This is a genomic window from Halocalculus aciditolerans, from assembly GCF_014647475.1.
GTDB lineage: Archaea > Halobacteriota > Halobacteria > Halobacteriales > Halobacteriaceae > Halocalculus > Halocalculus aciditolerans.
The window spans coordinates 343,193-366,326 of sequence record NZ_BMPG01000002.1 but is presented as its reverse complement, the minus strand read 5'-3'; the positions used below and the strand labels follow the sequence as shown (position 1 = coordinate 366,326).

Below are 23,134 nucleotides of genomic sequence, written 5' to 3'. Positions count from 1 at the left end.
GCGGTCGCTCTCGGCTGTGAGAGAGCGGGGTCGGAGAAGTCCTAGTCGTCCTCGGGTTCTTCGACGACTTCGATGACTTTGAGCGGGACGTCGCGGAGCGCGCCGCCGACTTCGCTCTTCGCGATGCGTGAGGCGTGTTCTTCGGAGTCGGCGTTGAAGATGGTGAGTTCGAGGACGAGGCCGACGAGCGCGGTCTCGGCGGCGAGGAAGGCGGCGTCGAGCGGCTCGGCGCAGGCGGGACACGAGGTGACGCCGGCTTCGACTTCGACGTAGTCGAGGTCCTTGTCGTTCAGACGCTTCCCGGCTTCGCTGACGGCGACCCCGATAGCGTCGTCCGAATTCTCGACGTCACGGACGAGCCAGGCCGCCTCCATGGCGACGACGTAGTTGCTCATACGCACTGGTGTGGCCGAGGGTAGTCGTGCCTTACGGTTCACGTCCCGACCAAAGCGACCACCGGGAGCGACGGGAGGGACGTGAACTAAGGAGCGCTAGCGACCGTAGTTCAGATTCCGAGCGGGAGCGAGGAGATCTGTGCGGAGGTGTGGAACGCGACCAAAGCGACCACCGGGAGCGACGGGAGGGACGTGAACGAGGGGGGCGTCGGCGGGGGGCGTCGACGGCCGGTTCGCGGGGCGGACGTTACGCGAGAGCGCTGTATAACTTAGAGAGACGAGTGAGGAAAGGACGGGTGGGGCTACGGGAGACCACGGGCGACATCCAGTTCGGTTTACTCGGGTACTGGCTGGGTTGAATCGCAAGACTGCGTCGGGTTCGACGGGGCGTCGGGGGCGGAAGTCATTTATAGGGGATGTCGCGTGAGGAGGAGGTAAGCCAATGCAGTCACAGGTCGCCCGTTTCACGACGGCGGTCGCCTATCAGACCAGCCTCGCAGTCGGTATCATGCTCCTCCCGTTCGCGCTCGTGGCGCGTCGGATGGGGGTGACACTCCCGGTCGGCCGGCTCGTGGAGCGCGCGGAGGGCGCGTACGAGTCGACGCGCTGAACACCGGAAGGGTTGCTTTTATCAGTTAGCCACCTGTACGAACACCCAATGTACAACCCCAATCAGTCGTCGGATTTCTCCCGTAACCTCGACCGGTTCCAGGGTAAGTTCGAGAACCCGTACGGGCCGGAGCTCGGGGATATGCCGCAGAACGAGATGACGCAGGCGGACATGGAGAACGTCAACAAGACGGGGACGACCATCGTCGGGATGGTCACGCAGGACGGCGTCGTGATGGCGTCCGACCAGCGCGCGAGCCTCGGCGGCCGCGTCGTCTCGAACAAGAACGTGCAGAAGGTCGAGGAGATTCAGCCGAACGCGGCGATCACTATCTCCGGGAGCGTCGGCGGCGCGCAGTCCTTCATCCGCTCGCTCCGCGCCGAGGCGAACCTCTACGAGGCGCGTCGCGGCGAGTACATGAACATCCCCGCGCTCTCGACGATCGCGTCGAACCTCCTCCGCGGCGGCCCCTTCTTCGTCGTCGTCCCCATCCTCGCCGGCGTCGACGACGACGGCGGGCACGTCTTCAGCCTCGACCCGAGCGGGTCGAGCATGGAGGATAAGTACACGGCGCAGGGCTCCGGGATGCCGTACGCGCTCGGGACGCTCGAAAACGAGTTCGAGGACGGCATGACGACGGACGAGGCCGTCACGGTCGGCGCGAAGGCCATCAACGCCGCGACCGAGCGCGACACCGCGTCCGGCAACGGCATTCACATCACGAAGATCACGCGCGAGAACGTCGAGATCTCCGCGTACGAGGACGTCGACGAGCTCCTGTAAGTCGACGAGAACCGACGACCCGCCGCTTTCTCTTTCGCTCACCCGGTGAGCGATTGCGCCGTCGAGACCGGAGCGCTGGGTCGGTCAGTCGTCCATATTCTGCCCGCGCCCCACCCAGTCCGCGAAACTCCCCTCGAGGAGGGTTTCGTGTTGGTTCTGGAGGTACTCGAACTGCATCTCGTAGACGGCGTTGGTGAAGTCCGCGCCCTCGTCTAAGTGTTCGCTGACGCGCGCTCGCTTCCACATGGCGGGCGTGACTGCGTGGCGGGCGCGCTGGCGGAGCGGCCAGAGGTATTTCGCGGCGGCGGTCTCGGAGAGGCCGCGGTCGGTGAGGCCGGCTTCGGCCTGCTCGAAGAGGTCGGTGTAGAGTTCGGTGTGGTCGGTGGTGGTGTCGCCGTCGGCGGTGACGTAGGTGAGGTCCGCGCCGATGCCGTTCCGCGCGGCGTTGTAGAAGTTCGTCTTCGCGGTCTCCCAGTCGAGGTCGTAGAGCGGGTGGTCGCGCTTCACCATGGATTCGAGGAGGCCGGCGAAGAGCGCCTGCACGGCCATCGTGTCGCGGACCGTGGGCTGGCAGGGAATGGGGCGGAACTCGATGCGGGCGTTCGCCTCCTCTTTCGTCGCGCCGCCGAAGACCGGGCGCACCCACCGCCAGTACGTGCCGTGTTTCATTCGGAAGTCCGCGAACTCGTCGTCAAAGCGGCCCTGGCGCTCGACGGGCATCGGGACGATGACGGGGTCGTCCGCGACCATGTCGACGAGGTCGAAGACCGTGTCGGCGTCCTCGGGGAAGCGGACCTTCTCCTGCTTGCCGGGGACGTTGAGGACGTCTTCGAAGACGCCGATGCGGGATTCGTCCCAGCCGTCGGCGATGATGTCCTCGCTACTCGCGCCGTCGTCGTAGAGGTCGGGCGGGAAGAACGGGGAGTTCCCGGTGAGCGCGACGAGCGGGGCGGCGATGCGGAGCGCGTACGTGTAGTAGGTCGCGAGGTCGACGGCCTGCGGGACCTGGTAGTGCGGCTGGATGGAGGTGATGAGCGCCTCCGGCATGACGGTGTCCGCGTCGAGGGAGACATGCGGAAAGTCGAGTTTCATCCCCGCGGGCTGGTCGGTGTTCGCCATCGCTTGGTAGCGCGCGGAGCTGCTCATGTTCGTCGCGAGGCGGACGCCGTCGGCTTCGATGCTGTCGGCGAGGTACTCGCTCGCGGTTTCGCCCTCGGGCGGGATGGTCCAGAGGGCGTCGCTGACGAGGTGGAGGCCTTCGGCGTCCATCGGGCCGGCGGCGGCTTCGAGGCGGGATTGGACTTCGGCTTCCTGGGCGTCGAGGCCGTACTCGTTCAGCGGCTGTGGCGACGCCGTCATCTCGGCGTTGTGCAGGCCGAGTTCCTTCTCGAACCCGACGTATTCGAGGAGGCGACGGGGGATGCGGGCGAGCGCGCCGTCGTCGTTCACGGCGTAGAACTCGTACTCGAGGCCGATGATGGCCTGCGGGTTGTCGAAGGTCCCGGCTTCGAGTTCGGTCTTGATAGTCTCGGCGTCCGCGCGGACGCGCTCCTGGAAGGCCTCGGGGTCCGTGTCGAGGACGTCGTGGATGTCCGCGAGGAGCTCCGGTTCGGGCATACCCGGGAAGTTCGCCCGCGAGGACTTCAAACCCGACGGCCGCGGGTCGCCGCCGTTAAATCCGGCGTCGTCTAACTCCTCTCCGATGGAGTTCAGCGAGTTCGTCGAACACGCCGCCGCCATCGAGGCGGAGCCCGCGGACCTGGAGACGGTCGACCTCGTCGCGGCGCTCCTCGCGGACGCCGGGGGCGACCTGGAGGCGGTGACGCGGTTCGTACAGGGCCGGGTGTTCCCGGCGTGGAGCGAGCGGAAACTCGACGTCGGCCCGGCCGCGGTCTACGAGGCGCTCGCGCAGGCCGCCGGCCCGAACGTCACCGCAGGCGACGTCGAGGACCGCCTCGCGGACGTGGGCGAAATCGGCGCGGTCGCGGCGAGCTACGACCTCGACAGCCAGCGGGGCCTCGCGGCGTTCACCGGCGACGAGAGCGAGGATGACGCGCTCTCGCTCGCCGACGTCGTCGACGAACTCGACGCAGTGGCGGAGACGGAGGGGTCGGGGAGCGATAAGGAGACGGTGCGCCGGCTCTTCGGCCTGTTCAATCGGTGTTCGAGCGAGGAGGCGAAGTACCTCGCGCGGCTGGTGCTCGGCGAGATGCGTATCGGCGTGGGCGAGGGCGCGGTCCGCGACGGCATCGCGGCGGCGTTCGGCGTCCCGGCCGAGCGGGTAGAGCGCGCCCTGCAGGTGTCGAACGACTACGGACTCGTCGCCCGGACGGCGCGCGACGCGGGCGAAGCGGGTCTCGACGGCATCCACCTCGAAATCGGCCGGCCGGTGCAGGCGATGCTCGCGCAGGCCGGCACGGTGACCGACGCGCTGGACGCGTGGGAGGAGGCGGCCGTCGAGACGAAGTACGACGGCGCGCGCGTCCAACTCCACTACGACGGGGAGGACGTCCAGATATTCTCGCGGAACATGGAGGAGGTGACGCACGCGCTCCCGGAGGTCGTGGAGTTCGCCGAGGCGGAACTCCCCGTGCCGGCGATTCTCGACGGAGAGGTCGTCGCGGTCGACGCGGACGGGAATCCGCGGGCGTTCCAGCACGTCCTCCGGCGGTTCCGGCGGAAACACGACGTGGCGAAAGCGCGCGAGGACGTCCCCGTCGAGCTGCGGGCGTTCGACTGCCTGCACGCGTGGGGCGACGACCGCCTCGACGACCCCCTTGTCGACCGCCACGATGCGCTCGACGCCTTGCTCGGTCACACGAACGCCGTCTCCGACCTCTCGGTCTCCGGCGACGTCGAGGAGATCGAGGCGTTCGAAGCCGAGAGCCTCGACGCCGGCCACGAGGGCATCATGTTGAAGAATCCTCGTTCGCACTACTCGCCGGGGAAACGCGGACAGAACTGGCTGAAGCGCAAGCCCGACGTGGAGACGCTCGACCTCGTCGTCACCGGCGCGGAGTGGGGCGAGGGCCGCCGCGCCGAACTCCTCGGGACCTTCCTCCTCTCCGCGAGAACAGAGGACGGATTCGAGACCATCGGGAAGGTGGCGACCGGCATCACCGACGAAGAACTCGCGGAACTCACCGACGTACTCGAACCGCACGTCCGCCACGAGGAGGGCCAGACGGTCGACATCGAACCCGCCGTCGTCTTCGAAGTCGGCTACGAGGAGATCCAACAGTCACCCACGTACTCCTCGGGGTACGCCCTCCGCTTCCCGCGGTTCGTCACCGTTCGCGAGGACAAGACGCCGGCGACGGCGGACTCCCTCGAACGCGTCGAACGCCTCGTCGCGAACGACTAAGGACGGCCCGCGAGACATGGGGGTATGCGCGAACAAGACCGCGTCGCCGACTTCTTCGACGAACACGACCTCGAAGGCGAACCGGCGTACCAGCTTCTCGACCTCACCTCTGAGGTCGGCGAGCTCGCGAAAGACGCCGTCGAATCCACCGATTACGGCGCGAGCGGCGAGGTCGAGGTGAAGTCGGACGAGGTCGGCGACGTGCTCTTCAGCCTCCTCGCCGTCGCGAACTCGCTCGACCTCGACGCGAGCGCCTGCCTCGACGAGGCCATCGAGAAGTACGAATCCCGCATCGAGGCGACGGGAACGGCCTCTTCCGGCGAATGACTGCGGCGTATCGGGCGGCCGTCGTCGACCTCGACGGCACGGTGCTCTCCGGCGAGTCGCTCCTGCCGGGCGCTGCCGACGGCCTCCGCGCGCTCCGCGACCGCGTCGAACGAATCCTCTTCGTGACGAACAACCCCACGCGGAGTCCGGAGGCCTACGCGGAACACCTCCGCGACATGGGCGTCGAGGCGACGCCGGACGAGATTCTCACCTCCTGCGACGCGACCATCGCCTACCTCCGCGCCCACCACGCCGACGACGCGCTCTTCGCCATCGCCGAGGAGAGCGTCACGAGCCAGTTCGAGAACGCGAACCTCGACCTCGTCGAGGACCCGACCGCGAGCGACGCCGTCGTCGTCGGCTACGACCGCGGCTTCGGCTACGACGACATGACCGCCGCCATCCGCGCGTTCGACGCCGGCGCGACGGGATTCGTCGGCACCGACCCCGACCACACCGTCCCCAGCCCCGACGGCCCCGTCCCCGGCTCCGGCGCGCTCGTCCACGCCGTCTCCGGCGTCGTCGACCGCGACCCCGACGCCATTCTGGGAAAACCCTCGGCGGAGACCGCGGACATCGCGCTCGACCGCCTCGGCGTGAACCCCGGAGCGTGCCTCATGGTCGGCGACCGCCTGAACACCGACGTCGCCTTCGGAGACGCCGTCGGGATGACGACCGTCCTCGTCCGCACCGGCATCGCGACCGACGCCGACCTCGCCGACAGCGACGTCGCCCCCGACTACGTCCTCGACGGCCTCCGCGACATCGCCGCCGTCCTCTCCGACTGACGAAACGTTATCCCTCCAGCGGGTGAACTACGGGGCGTGACCGTTCACTTCGCCGGCCTCACGCTCGACTGGCTCGGCTACGCCACCACCCGCATCGAGAGCGACGCCGACCAGTCCGCCGAACCGGGTCGGAAGCGCGACGGCTCCGTCGTCTACCTCGACCCCGGCCGGTACGGCGTGCTCGACGACTACGACGCCCGCGACGGCGACGTCGTCTGCGTCACCCACGACCACCACTACGACTCCGACGGCATCGAACGCGTCGCCGAGGAGGACGCGACCATCATCGTCTACGAGGGCGTCGACACCGCGAACATCGACCGCGACGTCACGCCCGTCGACGACCTCGATTTCTCGGTCATCCGGCTCGGTGAGCGCGACGAAACCGTCGTCGGCGACGTGTCCGTTCGCTCCCTCCCCGGCTACAACGAGGTCGGCGGCCCGAACGACGACGGCGACGGGAACGTCCCGCACCCCGAAGGATTCGGCGTCGGCTACCTCGTCGGCGTAGGTGAAAAGAACGTCTTCTACCCCGGCGACTCGGACGCGCTCGGCTTCTACGACTCCCTCGTCGTCGACGTCCTCCTCCCGCCGATCAGCCACTCCTACACGATGACGCAGGATGACGCCGCGGCGCTCGCCGGCCGCCTCGACCCCGGCCTCGTCATGCCCGTCCACTACGACACCTTCGACGCCCTCGAAGCGGACGAAGACCGCTTCGTCGCCGACGTCGCGCACGAACAGGTCCCCGTCGTCCTCGACGACCCCAACGAGCAGTAGCCCGTTCGGACTCCGCTCCCCAAGACCCATTACGCTCTCGCGGAGAGTCCGAGTATGCGTCGCCGCGCCCTCCTCGCCGCGCTCGCGTCCGGAGCCGCCGCTTCCGCCGCCGGCTGCGTCCGCGCGCCCGGCTTTCGGCCGCCCGTCCCCGACCCCGACGCGGACGCCGCGCTCGCCGTCACCGACTTCGACGTCACCACGGAGAAAGTCGCCCCGGACTACCGGTGGCTCGTCCGCATCACCGGCGTCTACTCGACGGACGCCGTCGGCCGCCACTTCACCGACCCGGTCGTCGTCGACGTCGCGGACATCGACGACCCCGAGATCCGCGACGCCGTCGAGCGCACGCTCCGAGACGGGGAGTACCGGACTAATTCGATTCCGGACGGTCTCCGCGACTTCGTCGCGCGCACCGACCTCGTGACGTGGGCGGCGAACACCGCCGCCGACGCGACCGCCACCCACTGGAGCCTCGGCGTCTTCGACGCCGACCCCGGCAGTTCGCCCGCCGTCCAGTTCGACGCCCGCGTCACCGACAGCGGCGTCAGCGCCGACGACCCCGCCGCCATCGAGTTCTCGCTCACCAACGTCGGCGGCGAGACCTACGCCGTCTTCAGCGGGACCGTCCCGCCGTTCAGCCTCCTCAACGCCACCCGGCCGAGCGACCTCGGGAGCGAGAGCCCGACAGACTTCCTCCTCTGGAACGACCGCTACGCCGACGACGAGTGCGTCGGCATTCAGGACGACCGACTCGTCGTCTGCGCCATCGGCGTCCGCACCCCCATCGAGCCCGGCGAGACGATCACCCGCGAGTACGCCATCGACCCCGCGAAACCTCGTACTCGCTCGCTCGGCCCCGGCGACTGGACGATTTCCGACACGCTCACCTATCACCGCGAGGGCGAGGCGCAGGGACCGAGCACGGAGGTCGAGTGGCGCGTCGACTTCACGCTCGAAGACGTCGAGACCGAGTGACACCGACAAGGTAGAAGGCGTGTCGCCGCGTCGAGTCGAGCGATGCTCCACAACCCCGTCCACTACGTCGACGTCTTCGCGCAGGACCGGTATACGGGGAACCAGCTCGCCGTCGTCCGCGACGCCTCGGCCCTCGACGCGGCGGAGATGCACGCGGGAGACGAACTTCTCCGAAGCCGCGTTCGTCGAGTCCGAGGAACCCGTCGACGGCGCGTACCCCGTCCGCATCTTCGACCCCGCCGAAGAGCTGCCGTTCGCCGGCCACCCGACGCTCGGCGCGGCGAACGTCGTCCGCGAACACGTCGCCGACGACCGCCCGGACGAACTCGTCCTCGACCTCGGCGTCGGCCGCATTCCGGTCTGGGTCGAACGCGAGCACGACGAGGCGGTCTACTGGATGCAACAGATCGAACCCGACTTCGGCGACGAACTCCCTCCCGCGCTCCTCGCGGCCGTCCTCGGCCTCGCCGAAGCCGACCTCGACGCCGAACATCCGGTGCAAGTCGTCTCCACCGGCCTCCCGACCGTCGTCGTCCCGCTCGCCTCCCTCGACGCCGTCCGGCGCGCCGACACCCAACTCGACGCGTACTACGACCGACTCATCGACGTCCACGGGAACCTCAACGTCCTCGTCTTCACCGACGAAACCGAAGAACCCGGAAACGACCTGCACGCCCGCGTCTTCGCCGACTGCGCGGGCGTCCCCGAAGACCCCGCCACCGGCTCCTCGAACGGCTGCCTCGCCGCCTACCTCGCCCGCCACGACTACGTCGACGCCGACCCCGTCGACGCCACCGTCGAACAGGGCTACGAGATGGATCGTCCCTCGCGCCTCCATCTCCGCGCCGAGGAAACACGCGACGGAATCGACGTCGAAGTCGGTGGCCGCGTCGAACCCGTTCTCGACGGGCGACTCCGGTAGCTCGTCAAACAACAGACGGGGTGAGCGTCCGCGACCCTACCGGTCCCGCCCAGAGCCCGGTAGGGTCGCGGTTCACTCGCGGCGAGCGAATGCGAGCCGCGAGGCCAACGAGCGACTAACGCGCCCAGAGGGCGCGGCAGGAGCGAGGAGGCTTTTAGTCCAGGTTTTTATCGGGCGGTCGGCGAAGCCGACAGCTCGTGGTTCGAGAGACGGCTTCGCCGTCTCTCGTCATCGCGAAAGGCGCAACGCGCCTTTCGAACGACAATAAAAACGTGGGTGTTTAGATGACGCCCATCTCGTCGAGGCGTTCGGGGAGGTAGGTGTCGGTGACGAAGTCCAGCCCGCGAGACGCGAGCGCCTGCTGTTCGGCCTTCTTGCCGATGTCGAGTTGGAGTTCGATCTGCTCGGTCCAGTAGTCGTCCTGGAAGCGGGGGTCCTCTAACTCGCTTTCGAGGGCGTTGACGTCGGAGTCGGAGAGCGAATCAGTAGGTAAGTCGTATTCGACGATGTCGCTCGGTTGGATGCCGATGAACTCGGCCTGAGGGGTGGCGAGGTATTCGGAGAGGTGGGCGGATTTGATAGAGCCGTAGGAGACGGAGCCGAAGATGCGGTAGCTCCAGGGGTCGCCGTCAGTGAAGACGGTGACGGGGAGGTCGAGTTCGTCGTGGAGGCGTTTGGTGAGGCGGCGGGTGGCGCGGGCGGGCTGGCCGCCGAGGTGGACGACGAGGGCGTTGTACTCGTCGTCGAAGCCGTTCTCGACGAGGCGGTCGCGCATCCCGCCGGTCTCGACGCAGAGGACGAAGTCGACGTCGTGGTCGAGGAACTCGATGGTGTCGGGGTTGTTGGGAATCTGGTAGCCGCCTTGGCCGACGTCCTCCTGACAGTGGATTTCGCGGTCGCCGCGGTTCGTCTGCTCGCGAATGCGCAGCGGCCCCATGACTTTCGCGCCCGACTCTTCGGGGCGCATGTGGAAGTCCTCGCGTTTCACGCCGGAGACGATCTCTAAGTCTTCGACGAGTTTGTCGGACTCCGACTGGTCGTTGAACTTCGCCTCCGCCTCGTCCCAGGACTCGGAGAGGTAGTAGAGTTCACGCAGCGTCGACGAGCGGTCCTCCTCTAACTGCTGTTCGAGGAATTCGACGGTGTAGACGGCTTTGAGGAGTTTGCGCGCGCCGCGGACGGAGTTCGCGGAGCGAGTGCTCTTCCGGTCGCCGTAGACCCAGACCTGAGACTCTTCGTCGAAGACGATGTTCGACTTCGAGCGCGTCGGGATGTCCATGTGGGGGATCTCCCCGTCGAGGAACTGGTCGTAGAACTCCTCGGCGAGGTCGAGGAGGCGTTCCTGTGCGATTTCGTCGGTGTTGTCTGTCTGACTCATTGGTTGACGGTTAGTTTCTCGTCGTCGACGCCTTTCACGGTGAGACCGCCCTCGCTGCCGTCGGGGACGGTGTAGGAGAGGACGGCGTCGTCGCCGCTCGCGACGGAGGGCGACCACTTCACGAACCACTCGCCGTCCATCTCGACGACGGTGCCGTCCGAGAGGTCCGTGGGTTCTTCGGTGACGATGTCAGTGACGTCGAGGTCGGCGGACTGCCCGGAGTGGTTCTCCACGACGATTCTCGCCGTGTCTCCCTCGGATTCGCGTTCGACGAGGACGTTGTTCATGATGCGGGCGAGGGAGTCGTCGACGACGAGCTCCTCGCGGCCGGTCATCTCGGAGACCTTGTGCGCCATCTTCGGGAGGATGTCCGCGATGACGTTCTGCTTCTGCCGGCGCTTCTGCCGGGAGCGCTGCGCCTTCAGGTAGGACTTCAGGTCGCGCGCGGCCTCGCGGACGGCGAGTTCGATTTCGTCCTCGATGGCGGGAACGTTCGCGAGCGCGTCCTTCGACTCGCTCGTGAAGGGCACGTTCGTCGAGGCGACGTGGATCATGACGACGCAGGGGCCGCTCGGCATCCCGCTTCCCCCGGGCTGGTCGAGGCCGTAGTTCCGCCAGCCGATGTTCTTGATTACTTGCGTCGTCGCGCACGCGCCGCGCTGGTAGACGAGCGGCACGCGGTTCGCGAAGCGCATGAGGTCGACGCTCCCCTCCGCGGCGAGTTCGCCGCCGTACGCGATGCCGGCTTCGACGATGAAGGGGTCGCCGCCGTGGACGTCCGCGTCCCGCGTCGCCGACGCGTAGAAGTCCGCGTCGTACTCCTTGCGTAACCCCGCTTCGACGAGCTCGGCGGTGATGGGCGCGAGGCAGTCCGTCGGCGGAGCCATGACGTCCGTGCGGGTCATCGCGTCGAGCAGGTCGCGGGCGAGGTCGCGCTCCCCGGCGATCTCGCGGACGAGCGGCACGTCGTCCTCGACGCGCACCATCGACGCCCAGATGGCGTCCGCGACGTTCTCCCGCGCCGTCTCGCCGACGGTCGCGTCCTCGACGTCGGCCGTCATCTCCGCGGCGCGCTCCACGAACGTCTCCAGCGTCCCGCGGGTCACGCGCGCTCGCGGCGTCTCCTCGTCGAACTTCTCCGCGATGCGCTCGGCGAGGCCGTGGACGACCGCGTCGCCCTTCTGCACCGTCGTCGCCTCGTCAACGAACGGGTAGAGGCTCTCCGTTCGGTTCTCGTCGGCGGCGAGCACGCCCCAGAGCGCGTCGACGACGTTCTCCTGCACCGTGTCGCCGAACGACTTCCCGGTCTCGCCTTCGACCGTATCAGAAACGTTCGCGACGACGGCTTCGAGGTCCGTATACGAGAGCCGGTCGCGCTCCGCGAAGGCGCGCTCGACGTGCTCGGCGAACGCCGACGTCGCCGCCGCGCCCTTGTTCGAGATCGCGTCCGTGACGACGGCCTCGACGTCCACATCGTCGCCAGCGCCGGGCGTCTGCCAGGCGGCTTCGCGGCCGAAGTGGTTGTCGCGGAAGGCGTCGAGGATGCTGTCCGCGGTCTTCGCGCCGACGCGCGTGAACTCCTCCTGGAGGAAGCCGGAGACCGAGTGCGAGTCGGTCTCACCGAGCATCTTGATGAGCGCGCCCAGTTCGACGCCGTGGGGGTGCGGGCGGATCTCTTCGGTCTCCGCGGGGAGCCCCGCGTTCTCCGCGCGTTCGTACTTCTCGTGGGCGTTCGGCTCGCGGAGTTCGAGGCGCGCGTGCGGGTTCACGACCGCCGTGTGCTCCATGTAGTCGTGGAGCTGACCGCGAGCGCGCATGTTCGCCTCCATCTCCAGTTCGATGCGCGTCCCGTGGGTTCGGTCCCACGACGTCGTCTCCGCCGTCTGAATCTCCGGCTCGTTCGTGTCCGTGTCGATGATGAGCTCGAAGTATTCGGCGGTGTCCGAGCCCTTCGTCCGGCTCGTGATTTTCGCGGGCGTCCCGGAGGTGAGCTGACTGTAGAGGACGGCCGCTGAGATCCCGATGCCCTGCTGGCCGCGGGTCTGCTCGCGGGAGTGGAAGCGCGAGCCGTAGAGGAGTTTCCCGAAGACCTTGGGGACTTGTTCTTTGGTGATGCCGGGGCCGTTGTCCTCGACGACGAGCGTGTAGTAGTCGCCGTTCTCGGCGATTTCGACGTAGATGTCTGGGAGGATTCCGGCTTCCTCGGCGGCGTCGAGGGCGTTGTCGACCGCCTCTTTCACGGCGGTGACGAGCCCGCGGGCCCCCGAGTCGAAGCCCAGCATGTGTTTGTTCTTCTCGAAGAACTCGGCGATGGAGATCTCGCGCTGGTTCTGCGCGAGCTCCTCGGCCACCCCGTCGCCGAGCGTCGACTGGAAGGACGTCATTCAGTACCGGATGTATCCCTTCCCGAGATAAGAACGTCCCGGTGGCGGAGTGAAAGTGAAGACCGACGCGAGGAGCCACGAAAACGCCGACGCGGGGCGGAACGTCGAAATACCCGCTCGGAGCGGGTCGTGTCGCGCGCCGTCGAACGCATCCGTCGACGGCGTCAGGTCGGAGGGCGCGCCGTCGAGCCGAACGGTCGCGCCGCGAGGCTGGCCCGTCGAGTCGCACTCTCGGTTCGCCGACGCCTCGGCCCGCGGATGCTTCGAGCCGCGGTGTCGAACACGTGTCATACGCGCGTCGCGCACGCGCACGAGAGGCTTTTTAAGAGAGTAGGACCTAGCAGCGAGTAACCATTCATGGCAGACGAAAGTGAGTACAGCGCTGGCCAGATTCAGGTCTTAGAGGGCCTGGAAGCGGTGCGGAAACGGCCAGCGATGTACATCGGTTCTACCGACTCTCGGGGTCTCCACCACCTGGTCTACGAAGTGGTGGACAACTCCATCGACGAAGCGCTCGCCGGGTACTGTGACGAGATCGAGGTGACTCTCCACGACGACGGATCGGTCAGCGTCGAGGACGACGGCCGCGGCATCCCCGTCGACACGCACGAGGAGTACGACCGGCCGGCGGTCGAGGTCATCCTCACCGTCCTCCACGCCGGCGGGAAGTTCGACAACAAATCCTACCAGGTCTCGGGTGGGCTGCACGGCGTCGGCGTCTCCGTGGTGAACGCGCTCTCCGAGCGCTTCGCCGTCGTCGTCAAGCGAAACGGCACGCAGTACCGAGAGAAGTTCGAGCGCGGCGAACCCGTCACGGACTTAGAGGAAATCGGCGACGTCCCCGAAGACGAGACCGGGACGCTCATCCGGTTCCGCCCGGACACCGACATCTTCGAGACGACGGAGTACAAGTTCGAGACGCTCCAGACGCGCCTCCGCGAACTCGCCTTCCTCAACGAGGGCGTCACCATCACGCTCACGGACGAGCGCGAGGGCGAAGAGGAGAGAACGGAAACGTTCCACTACGAGGGCGGCATCCGCGAGTTCGTCCGCTACCTCAACGAGTCCCGGCAGGCGCTCCACGACGACGTCATCTTCATCGAGGACGAAGACCAGGGCGTGCAGGTCGACATCGCGATGCAGGCGACCGACGACCTCCAGTCCTCCACGCACGCGTTCGCGAACAACATCAACACCCGCGAGGGCGGCACGCACCTCACCGGCTTCAAGACCGCGCTCACCCGCGTGGTGAACGACTACGCGAACACCAACGACCTCCTCGGCCCCATCGACGGCGACAACCTCAAAGGCGAGGACATCCGCGAGGGCCTGACGGCGGTTATTTCCGTCAAACACCCCGACCCCCAGTTCGAGGGACAGACGAAGACGAAGCTCGGGAACTCGGAAGTCCGCGGCGTCGTCGAATCCGCGCTCCACGAGGGCCTCGGCACCTACTTCGAGGAGAACCCCGACACGGCGCGCGCCATCATCAACAAGGCCGTCGAAGCCGCGAAGGCGCGGAAAGCCGCGAAGAAGGCCGAAGAGCTCACGCGCCGGAAGTCGGCGCTGGAGTCGACGGCGCTCCCCGGGAAACTCGCGGACTGCCAGTCCCGCGACCCCGAGGAAGCCGAGCTCTTCATCGTCGAAGGGGACTCCGCGGGCGGCAGCGCGAAGCAGGCGCGGAACCGCGAACACCAGGCGGTGCTCCCGATCAAGGGAAAGATCCTGAACGTCGAGAAACACCGCCTCGACCGGATTCTGGAGAACGACGAGATCCGCGCGCTCATCACCGCAATCGGCACGGGGATCGGCGAAGAATTCGACATCGAGGACCGCCGGTACGACAAGATCATCCTCGCGACTGACGCCGACGTCGACGGCGCGCACATCCGCACGCTCCTCTTGACGTTCTTCTACCGCCACATGCGGCCGCTCTTAGAGGGCGGGCACGTGTACGCGATTCAGCCGCCGCTCTACCGCATCCGCTACCGCGGCGAGACCTACGACGCGATGACCGAGGCGGAACGCGAGGAGATCATCGAGGAGGTCTGCGGCGGGAACCCGACGCAGATTCAGCGATTCAAGGGTCTCGGGGAGATGAACCCCGAGCAGCTCTGGGACACCTCCTTCAACCCGGAGAACCGCATCCTGAAGCAGTTCAACGTCGAAGACGCCGCCGAAGCCGACAGAATGTTCAGCGTCCTCATGGGTGACGCGGTGGAACCGCGCAAGCAGTTCATCCAGGAGCACGCGACCGACGCGGAGTGGGTGGACATATGAGCTCAGACGCACCAGACGTCACGGACACGGTCGCAGAGCGCGTGAAGAGCGTTCGCGTCGAAGAGGAGATGGAGCAGTCCTACATCGACTACGCGATGAGCGTCATCGCGGGACGCGCCCTCCCCGACGTGCGCGACGGCCTCAAACCCGTCCACCGCCGCATCCTCTACGCGATGCACGAAATCGGCGTCACCTCCGGCTCCACGCACCGGAAGAGCTCCAGCATCGTCGGCGAGACGATGGGTGACTTCCATCCGCACGGTGACTCCGCTATCTACGACGCGCTCGTGCGGATGGCGCAGCCCTTCTCGATGCGCTACCCGCTCGTCGACGGTCAGGGGAACTTCGGTTCCGTTGACGGCGACCCGGCCGCGGCGATGCGGTACACGGAAGCCCGGATGGCCCCCATCGCGGAGGAGCTGCTCGCGGACATCGAGAAGGACACCATCGACTTCTCCGCGAACTACGACGACCGCCTTCAGGAGCCGGACGTCCTGCCCTCTGCGGTGCCGAACCTCCTCGTCAACGGCTCGTCCGGGATTGCGGTCGGCATGTCGACGAACGTGCCGCCGCACAACCTCACCGAGGTCGTCGACGCCGCCGTCCACCTCGTCGACAACCCGGACGCGACCGTCCGCGACCTCATGGAGTACGTGAAAGCGCCGGACTTCCCGACCGGGGCGAACATCGTCGGCCGCTCGCCGGTGAAGAAGGCCTATCAGACGGGACGCGGTCGCCTCCGCGTCCGCGCCGAATACCACGTCGAGGAGAACCAGGAGCGCAGCGGGAAGCAGATCGTCATCACCGAACTCCCCTACCAGCAGAACAAGAGCCGGCTGGTGGAGCGCATCGCTGAGGACGTGAACGACGGCGACTTAGAGGGCGTGCGCGACCTGCGCGACGAATCCGACCGCGACGGCATCCGCGTCGTCGTGGAGCTGAAGCGCGGCGCGAACGTCGACGTCGTCGAGAACCACCTCCTAGAGTCGCATCTCGAACGCACGTTCGGCGTCATCAACCTCGCGCTCGTCGACGGCGAGCCGAAGGTCCTGACGCTGAAGGAGATGCTCCAGCACTACCTCGACCACCGCCGCGAGGTCGTGCGTCGCCGCAGCGAGTTCGACCTCGCCGAAGCCGAGGACCGCGCGCACATCCTCGAAGGCCGCCTGAAGGCGCTCGACAACGCCGAAGACGTCGTCGAGACGATTCGGAACGCCGAGGACCGCGACGGCGCGCGCGCCGCGCTCCGCGAGACCTTCGGCTTCTCCGAGGAGCAGGCCGCGCACATCGTCCGCATGCAGCTCGGCAGCCTCACCTCGATGGAGGCCGCCGAAATCGAAGACGAGTACGAGGAGGTCACCGCGGAAATCGAACGCCTGGAAGCGATCCTCGAGAGCGAGGAAGAGCTCCTCGGCGTCGTGAAGGACGAGCTCCGCGAGATGAAGGAGACGTACGGCGACGACCGCCGCACCTCCATCATCGAGGACACCGGCACGGTCACCGACGAGGACCTCATCCCCGAGGAGGACGTCGTCGTCGTCCTCTCCGAGCAGGACTACATCAAGCGCGTGCCCGCCGAGACGTTCAAGAGCCAGCATAGGGGAGGAAAAGGCGTCATCGGCTCCGACCTGAAGGAGGGCGATAAGGTGTCGACGGTGTTCCACGCGAACACGCACGACTACCTGCTCGCGTTCACCAATCAGGGCCAGGTCTACCAGCTCAAAACCTACCAGGTCCCGGAGATGAGCCGGACCGCCAGAGGAACGTCCGCGGTGAACATCCTCGACTTAGACGACGGCGAGCGCGTCACCGCCATCGTCAACACCGACGACTTCGAGGAGGACGAGTACCTCACGATGGCGACGCAGGACGGCTACGTCAAGCGAACGGAAGTCGGGGACTTCTCGAACATCCTCTCCACCGGCATCATCGCCATCAGCCTCGAACACGGGGACGCGCTCGTCGACGTCGAAGTGACGAACGGCGAGAACGAACTCGTCCTCGGGAGCGAACGCGGGCACGCCATCCGCTTCGACGAGTCCGACGTCCGCGCGATGGGGCGGAACGCCCGCGGCGTCCGCGGCATGAAACTCGACGGCGGCGACGCCGTCGCCGGCCTCGCGGCCGCGACCTCGGACGACCCCCGCGACCTCCTTACAGTTACGGAGTTCGGCTACGGGAAACGCACCCCGCTCGCCGAGTACCGCGAGCAGTCCCGGAACGGCAAGGGCCTCGTCGACATCAAGACCGGCGAGCGCAACGGCCGCGTCTCCGCCATCAACGCCGTCGCCGCCGACGACCACGTCGTCGCGATGAGCGAAGCCGGCCAGATAATCCGCATGCCCGTCGCGGAAATCTCCGAAATCGGCCGGAACACGAAGGGCGTCAAAGTCATGGACTTAGGCGACGACGACCGCCTCGCCGCCGTCGACGTCTTCACGCCCAGCGAGGACACCGACGAAGAAGACGCGGAAGCAGCAGGCGAAGCGGACGAGTCCGAAGACGACGAATAGCTCGCTCGAAACCCGAATCTTCCGGTTTTTCTCTCAGAGGATGCGTTTCCCGAGCGCGGACGCCGCGAGTTCGACCGCGAGGTCCGCGGTCTGGTTGTGGGAGTCGAGAATCGGGTTGACTTCGACGAGCTCCATGGAGCGGAGGACGCCCTCGCTGGCGTGGCGTTCGGCGACGAGTTCGAGCGCGGAGTGGGCTTCGCGGTAGCTGGAGCCGCCGCGGACGGGCGTCCCGACGCCCGGGGCCTCGTTCGGGTCGAGCCAGTCCATGTCGAAGCTGACGTGGATGCCGTCGACGCCCGCGGTGGCCGCGTCGAGGGCGTCCTCGACGACGGGGCCGATGCCGCGCTCGTCGATGTCGCTCATCGTGAACGCCGTCATCTCGCTCGCGTTGATGGCGTCGCGCTCGTGGTCGTCGACGGAGCGCAGGCCCACGTAGACGACGTTCTCCTCGCGCAGGCGGTTCTCGGACGCCCACGGCTCCTCGGCGAACGCGCCGCGGCCGAGCGCCGCGGCGAGCGGCATCCCGTGGACGTTCCCGGACGGGCTCGTCTCCGGCGTGTTGAAGTCGCCGTGCGCGTCGAACCAGATCGCGCCGACGTCCGCGTTCTTCCCCGCGCCGTTCAGCGAGCCGATGGCGATGGAGTGGTCGCCGCCGAGGACGAGCGGGAACATCCCCGCCTCGATGGCGTCCGCGACGCGCGCTTCGAGCGCCTCGCAGACCTCACGGGTCTCCCGGAGGAACTTCGCGTTCCCCGACCGGAGCTGCTCGACGTCGGGGTCACGCGTCTCCGCGCGCGGAATCGGGAGGTCGTCCTCGTCCGTCGTCTCCAACCCCATCGCTTCGAGCTCCTCGGCGAGCCCGGCGTACCGGATGGCTGACGGCCCCATGTCGACGCCACGGCGGTTCGCACCGTAGTCGGAGGGCGCGCCGATGATTCGCACAGGTCGGTCGAGCGTCATAGCCCACACTCGGCGTGCCCGCCTGAAAGTACGACCGGTTCACACCCCACCCCAGAACTCCACCACGGGAGCCGTCTCCGAACGCGCTCTCGACACCTCTCTACTGGTGCTCCCGTGCGACCCGCTCGGCGGGCGATTCGACGCCTCGGCCCGTCCCGGCCTTCGAGAGTTTTATGCGGTTCTCGCACGAACCTGCACGTATGTCATCAATCGAGCTGACGTCCAGTCAGCGCGCGATTCTCACGGCGCTCGTGAACCTCTACACGGAACGCGAAGAAGCCGTGAAGGGCGAGGACATCGCCGCGGAGGTCGACCGGAACCCCGGGACGATTCGGAATCAGATGCAGAGCCTGAAAGCCCTCCAGCTCGTCGAGGGCGTCCCCGGCCCGAAGGGCGGATACAAGCCGACGTCGAACGCGTACAAGGCCCTCGACGTCCAGCAGCTCGACTCCGCCGCCGAAGTCCCCGTCACGCACGACGGTGAGGAAGTCGACGCGAACGTCGAAGAAATCTCGCTCACGAGCGTCCACCACCCCGACCTCTGCCGCGCCGAAATCCACCTCCGCGGGAGCGTCCGCGACTTCCACGAAGGCGACCACGTCGTCGTCGGCCCGACCCCGCTCTCCAAGCTCGTCGTCGAAGGCGACGTCGACGGCAAGGACGACACCAACAACGTCCTCATCCTCAAAATCGACCGGATGGAAGCGCCCGCCGAGCAGCCCGCACACTAACTCCCGCGCTCTCCCACTCCGGTCGTCTGACGGGCGGCGGACGCCCGCGTTTACCGCGTAACGCCCGTAACCAAAGGCTTTGTATTCGTCGGCGTTCCAGCCACAGGTATGTCTGACAGAGTCGTCGTTCTCGGCGCTGGCTACGCTGGCGCGGGCGCAATCGCCCCGCTCGAGGACGCACTACCCCGCGACGCCTCGCTCACCTGGGTCTCCGACACCGACTACCACCTCGTTCTCCACGAATCCCACCGCGTCATCCGCGACCCCAGCGTCAAGGACAAGATCACCATCCCCGTCGACGACATCAAATCGCCCGAAACCGAGTTCGTCCAGGGCCGCGTCGTCGACGTCGACACGACCTCCCGCCGCGTCCAACTCGAGGACGGGAGCACCGTCGACTACGACTACCTCCTCGCCGCTATCGGCAGCGAGACCGCGACGTTCGGCATCCCCGGGATGGACACCCACCCGCTCTACCTCAAGAGCCTCGACGACGCGCTCGAAATCCACGAACAGGTCAAACAGGCCGCGAAGAACGCCACCCGCGAGAGTCCCGCGCAGGTCGTCGTCGGTGGCGCTGGCCTCTCCGGCATCCAGTCCGCCGGCGAGATCGCCGAGTTCCGCGACAACCACAACGCCCCCATCGACATCCACCTCGTCGAAGCCATGCCGGAGATCTTCCCGCCGGGCGACTCCCAGGTCCAGGGCGCGCTCCGCCACCGCCTCGACGAAGCCGGCGTCAACATCCTCACCGACGACCCCATCGTCGAAGCCACCGCGAACCAAGTGCAGTTCGAGGAGCGCGACGCCCTCGACTACGACGTCTTCCTCTGGACCGGCGGCGTCACCGGACCGCAGGAGTACGGAGACGTCGACATCGAGAAGGAACACAACCGCCTCCAAGCCGGCATGGACTTCCAGACGAGCGACGAGCGCGTGTTCGCCATCGGTGACAACGCCGTCATCGACCAGCCCGGCGAACGCCCCGCCCCGCCCACCGCGCTCGCCGCCTGGCAGGCCGCCGAAGTCGCGGCCGAGAACATCGTCGCCGCCCTCCACGGCCGCCCCCTCAAGAAGTGGACGTACCAGGACCAGGGCACCCTCATCTCCGTCGGCGAAACCGCCATCGCCCACGACGTCACCGTCGCCGACTTCGACCTCCCCATCCGCACCTTCAACAGCCTCCCCGCGAAGATCCTGAAGAAGGGCGCGGCCGCGCGCTGGATCGCCAAGATCACCTCCTGGAACCGCGCGCTCGACGCCTGGGACGCCCTATAGCACGTTTTGCTGCGCGCGCCTGACGGCGCGCTGGCAAAATCTCCACCAAAAGCTTCCTCCTTCGGTCCTTACAGTCCCTCAGTCGTCGGCCTCGCGGCGAAGCCGCGAGTGAACCGGCGGCCGTCACGCGAGCGAACGTGGTGAGTGAGTGTGACTCAGCGAGAGCTTGCTCTCGCGAGATTCCGGGGTCTTCGACCCGCTCGGTCGCCGGATGCTTTCTCTCTGTTTCTTCGACGCTGGTTCCGTGGATCGGTTCTGTTCCTCCGAGCGTTCAAGTACGAAGACGCGGCCAACTCGCGTCGTGACGTGATGATGGCCGCGGGGCGCGCGATTCGGTGAGCGCGACGCCACGTCCCGCGACGACGAAGTTCGGTGTCGCCTGTTCGCTATCCGCCCGAAGTGTAGGTTTCCCGCGACGTCGTTAGTCGAGGCTGAGGCCGGCGTGCCATTCGTCGACGCCGGCGTCCTCCTTCACCTGATCCATCTTCGCGAGGAGTTTCACGGCGAGGCTCGCGGTTTCGGCGGCTCTGGACTCGCCCTCCGTCCGGAATTCGCCGGTGACGCGGTTGGCGTAGACGGAGCAGACCGCGCCCGCGCGGAGGCCGTAGACGTTCGCGATGGTGAGAATCGCCGAGGCTTCCATCTCGATGTTCTTCACGTTCGCGTCTCGGAGGTCGTGAACGAGGTCCTCGCCGCCGGCGGCCATGAACTCGCCGAAGCCCGGTCGCCCCTGGCCGGCGTAGAAGGAGTCCGCGCTCATCGTGATGCCGACGTGGTAGTCGTGACCGAGGCGTTCGGCGGCGGCGACGAGCGCGGAGACGACTTCGTGGTCGGCGCTCGCCGGGTAGTCCTCGCGGACGTACTCGTCGCTCGTTCCTTCTTGTCTCACTGCGCCGGACGTGATGACGAGGTCGCCGACCTCCATGCCCTGTTGGATCGCGCCGCAGGAGCCGACGCGGATGAAGGTGTCCGCGCCGACGCGCGCGAGCTCCTCGACGGCGATAGCGGCGCTCGGACTCCCGATACCCGTCGACGTGACGGAGATCGGGGCGTCCTCGTAGGTCCCGGTCGCGGTCCGGTATTCGCGGTGGGACGCCTTCTCCTCGTGCTCGTCCCAGAGCGCGGTGATCTTATCGACGCGCTCGGGGTTCCCGGGGAGGAGGACGCTCCCGGCGACGTCGTCGGGCGTGACGTCGACGTGGTACTGCCGGTTCGCGTTCGGGTCTTCGGAGTCGTCGGTCATACTGAGAGCAGGGCGGCGGACGCCCATGGTTCTTCCCGTTCTGCAACCGAGTGGTGTTTCCGGGGGGACGCCGTACCGCGACTCGTGTCACGTTCTCGGTATCTCGCTGCGGCGCTGTTCGCCTACGTCTCGCTCGCCTGGGGCGGGTCGTTCGTCGCGATCAAGGCGGGCCTCGACGCGCTCCCGCCGCTCCTGTTCGCCGCGTTCCGCTTCGACGTCGGCGCAGCCATCCTGCTCGGAATTGCCTTCGCTCGCACGGAGCGCGGCGCGTTCCTCCCGCGCACTCGGGGCGACGTCGTCGACCTCTTGGTGAGCGGCGGCCTCATCGTCGCCGTCAACAACGGCCTGCTGTTCGTCGCCCAGCAACACCTCACGTCGGGAACCGCCGCTATCGTCTACAGCCTCAACCCCATCCTCTCCATCGGAGTGGCGAGCCTCCTGCTCCCATCGGACAGCCTCGACGCCGTCGAAGCGCTCGGCGTGCTCTGCGGGCTCGTCGGCGTCGTCATCGTCGCGAACCCCGAGCCGAACGCGCTCCTCGGCGCGGACACGCTCGCGCTCGGTCTCGTGTTCGTCGCGGCGGCCGCAATCGCGCTCGGCAGCGTCGTCTCTCGGCGCGTCCAGCCGTCGATCGAGACCGCCCCCGGGACGGCGTGGGCGATGGTCGTCGGCGCGGTCGGCCTCCACGCGTGGGCGGCGGCGTCCGGGGAGACGCTCGCCGACGCGACGATGACGCCGACCGTCGCCGGCATCCTCCTCTACCTCGGGCTGTTCGCGACCGCGTTCGCCTATCTCGCGTACTTCACGCTCATCCGGACGGCCGGCCCGGTGCGCGCGAACCTCGTCTCCTACACGGTGCCGCTCGTCGCGACGGTCGCGGGCGCTGCTCTCCTCGGCGAGCCTGTGACCGCCGCGACGCTCCTCGGGTTCTCGGTCATCGTCGCCGGCTTCGTCCTCCTGAACCGCCGGCAGGTCGTCGACGCCCTCCCCTGATTACTTTCCGAGCCGGCCGCGGTCGATAGTGTCAGGGATGAGTTCGCCGACCGTCCACTCGTCGAAGCCGTCGCCGGTGTCGCAGAGGACGCGGACGTCGTCGTCGCAGAACTCCGCGAGCGACTGCCGGCACATCCCGCAGGGCGTGAGGCCGTCGCGCTCGTCGTTCGTCACGACGACGGTGTCGAACTCGCGGTGGCCGTCGCGGACGGCGGCGGCGAGTGCGACTTCCTCCGCGTGGAGGCTGTTCGAGTAGTTCGCGTTCTCGATGTTCGCGCCCGTATAGACGGTTCCGTCGGCGGTGCGGAGCGCCGCTCCGACGCGGTACTCCGAGTAGGGGACGTAGGCGGCGTCGAGAGCGTCGCGGGCGTCGGCGAGCAACTGCTGGTCGTCGGTCATAGCGGCGGGTTCGACAGCCGAGAAGAAAAGA

19 protein-coding genes and 1 pseudogene are annotated in these 23,134 nt (G+C 67.4%); 13 read left to right on the top strand and 7 right to left on the bottom strand.

Annotation, left to right across the window (positions count from 1 at the left end; all coding sequences use genetic code 11):
* Window positions 1-41: 41 nt before the first annotated feature.
* Window positions 42-395: a DUF555 domain-containing protein gene (locus IEY26_RS08515; protein WP_188977908.1), complete on the bottom strand. Its 354-nt coding sequence runs from the start codon at window positions 393-395 to the stop codon at window positions 42-44.
* 442 nt (window positions 396-837) lie between these two features.
* Between IEY26_RS08515 and IEY26_RS08510 the strand changes: the two genes are divergently transcribed.
* Together IEY26_RS08510 and psmB are read left to right on the top strand one after the other, a co-directional pair.
* Window positions 838-1,005 (top strand): hypothetical protein, encoded by a 168-nt coding sequence (locus IEY26_RS08510; RefSeq protein WP_188977906.1) that lies wholly within the window; start codon window positions 838-840, stop codon window positions 1,003-1,005.
* A 48-nt stretch (window positions 1,006-1,053) separates the two neighbouring features.
* Window positions 1,054-1,788, top strand: coding sequence for an archaeal proteasome endopeptidase complex subunit beta (gene psmB, locus IEY26_RS08505; protein ID WP_188977904.1), 735 nt, complete (start codon window positions 1,054-1,056; stop codon window positions 1,786-1,788).
* An 84-nt stretch (window positions 1,789-1,872) separates the two neighbouring features.
* Here psmB and IEY26_RS08500 read toward each other — a convergent pair whose 3' ends face one another.
* Complete coding sequence (locus tag IEY26_RS08500; RefSeq protein WP_188977902.1) at window positions 1,873-3,405, bottom strand: hypothetical protein; 1,533 nt, start codon at window positions 3,403-3,405, stop codon at window positions 1,873-1,875.
* Between the two features lie 85 nt (window positions 3,406-3,490).
* On the opposite strand from IEY26_RS08500, the gene ligA reads away from it, so the two are divergent.
* The 6 genes and pseudogenes from ligA (at window position 3,491) to IEY26_RS08470 (ending at window position 8,944) form a co-directional block, all read left to right on the top strand.
* Window positions 3,491-5,152, top strand: a complete 1,662-nt coding sequence (ligA, locus tag IEY26_RS08495) for an ATP-dependent DNA ligase LigA (protein WP_188977900.1) — start codon at window positions 3,491-3,493, stop codon at window positions 5,150-5,152.
* A gap of 24 nt (window positions 5,153-5,176) precedes the next feature.
* On the top strand, window positions 5,177-5,479 hold the full coding sequence (locus IEY26_RS08490) for a MazG nucleotide pyrophosphohydrolase domain-containing protein (protein WP_188977898.1): 303 nt from the start codon (window positions 5,177-5,179) through the stop codon (window positions 5,477-5,479).
* Entirely contained in the window at window positions 5,476-6,267 is a 792-nt protein-coding gene (locus tag IEY26_RS08485) for an HAD-IIA family hydrolase (RefSeq protein ID WP_188977896.1), read from the top strand. Before IEY26_RS08490 ends, IEY26_RS08485 begins: the two co-directional genes overlap by 4 nt.
* Window positions 6,268-6,303: 36 nt before the next feature.
* Window positions 6,304-7,047: an MBL fold metallo-hydrolase gene (locus IEY26_RS08480; protein WP_188977894.1), complete on the top strand. Its 744-nt coding sequence runs from the start codon at window positions 6,304-6,306 to the stop codon at window positions 7,045-7,047.
* Window positions 7,048-7,101: 54 nt separating this feature from the next.
* Entirely contained in the window at window positions 7,102-8,022 is a 921-nt protein-coding gene (locus tag IEY26_RS08475) for a hypothetical protein (RefSeq protein WP_188977892.1), read from the top strand.
* 42 nt (window positions 8,023-8,064) lie between these two features.
* Window positions 8,065-8,944, top strand: a pseudogene (locus tag IEY26_RS08470) (PhzF family phenazine biosynthesis protein).
* Window positions 8,945-9,224: 280 nt separating this feature from the next.
* Here the strand turns inward: IEY26_RS08470 and IEY26_RS08465 are convergent.
* Both IEY26_RS08465 and IEY26_RS08460 read right to left on the bottom strand, forming a co-directional pair.
* Complete coding sequence (locus tag IEY26_RS08465) at window positions 9,225-10,322, bottom strand: DNA topoisomerase IV subunit A (RefSeq protein WP_188977890.1); 1,098 nt, start codon at window positions 10,320-10,322, stop codon at window positions 9,225-9,227.
* Complete coding sequence (locus IEY26_RS08460; RefSeq protein WP_188977888.1) at window positions 10,319-12,706, bottom strand: DNA topoisomerase VI subunit B; 2,388 nt, start codon at window positions 12,704-12,706, stop codon at window positions 10,319-10,321. The genes IEY26_RS08465 and IEY26_RS08460 overlap by 4 nt, the downstream gene beginning before the upstream one ends.
* A gap of 357 nt (window positions 12,707-13,063) precedes the next feature.
* Here IEY26_RS08460 and gyrB point away from each other — a divergent pair, with 357 nt between their 5' ends.
* Window positions 13,064-14,986, top strand: coding sequence for a DNA topoisomerase (ATP-hydrolyzing) subunit B (gyrB, locus tag IEY26_RS08455; RefSeq protein WP_188977886.1), 1,923 nt, complete (start codon window positions 13,064-13,066; stop codon window positions 14,984-14,986).
* On the top strand, window positions 14,983-17,499 hold the full coding sequence (gene gyrA, locus IEY26_RS08450) for a DNA gyrase subunit A (protein WP_188977884.1): 2,517 nt from the start codon (window positions 14,983-14,985) through the stop codon (window positions 17,497-17,499). Before gyrB ends, gyrA begins: the two co-directional genes overlap by 4 nt.
* A gap of 33 nt (window positions 17,500-17,532) precedes the next feature.
* Here gyrA and rocF read toward each other — a convergent pair whose 3' ends face one another.
* The gene (gene rocF / locus IEY26_RS08445) at window positions 17,533-18,459 is read right to left on the bottom strand and encodes an arginase (protein WP_188977882.1); all 927 of its coding nucleotides are present in this window, start codon (window positions 18,457-18,459) and stop codon (window positions 17,533-17,535) included.
* 200 nt (window positions 18,460-18,659) lie between these two features.
* On the opposite strand from rocF, the gene IEY26_RS08440 reads away from it, so the two are divergent.
* Together IEY26_RS08440 and IEY26_RS08435 are read left to right on the top strand one after the other, a co-directional pair.
* Entirely contained in the window at window positions 18,660-19,190 is a 531-nt protein-coding gene (locus IEY26_RS08440; protein WP_188977880.1) for an Rrf2 family transcriptional regulator, read from the top strand.
* 108 nt (window positions 19,191-19,298) lie between these two features.
* The gene (locus IEY26_RS08435) at window positions 19,299-20,468 is read left to right on the top strand and encodes an NAD(P)/FAD-dependent oxidoreductase (RefSeq protein ID WP_188977878.1); all 1,170 of its coding nucleotides are present in this window, start codon (window positions 19,299-19,301) and stop codon (window positions 20,466-20,468) included.
* A 421-nt stretch (window positions 20,469-20,889) separates the two neighbouring features.
* On the opposite strand, the gene IEY26_RS08430 is transcribed toward IEY26_RS08435, so the two are convergent.
* Complete coding sequence (locus tag IEY26_RS08430; RefSeq protein WP_188977876.1) at window positions 20,890-21,711, bottom strand: nucleoside phosphorylase; 822 nt, start codon at window positions 21,709-21,711, stop codon at window positions 20,890-20,892.
* Window positions 21,712-21,795: 84 nt separating this feature from the next.
* On the opposite strand from IEY26_RS08430, the gene IEY26_RS08425 reads away from it, so the two are divergent.
* Window positions 21,796-22,704: a DMT family transporter gene (locus IEY26_RS08425; RefSeq protein ID WP_188977874.1), complete on the top strand. Its 909-nt coding sequence runs from the start codon at window positions 21,796-21,798 to the stop codon at window positions 22,702-22,704.
* Here the strand turns inward: IEY26_RS08425 and cdd are convergent, their stop codons facing one another.
* Window positions 22,705-23,103 (bottom strand): cytidine deaminase, encoded by a 399-nt coding sequence (cdd, locus tag IEY26_RS08420; RefSeq protein ID WP_188977872.1) that lies wholly within the window; start codon window positions 23,101-23,103, stop codon window positions 22,705-22,707.
* Window positions 23,104-23,134 lie beyond the last annotated feature (31 nt).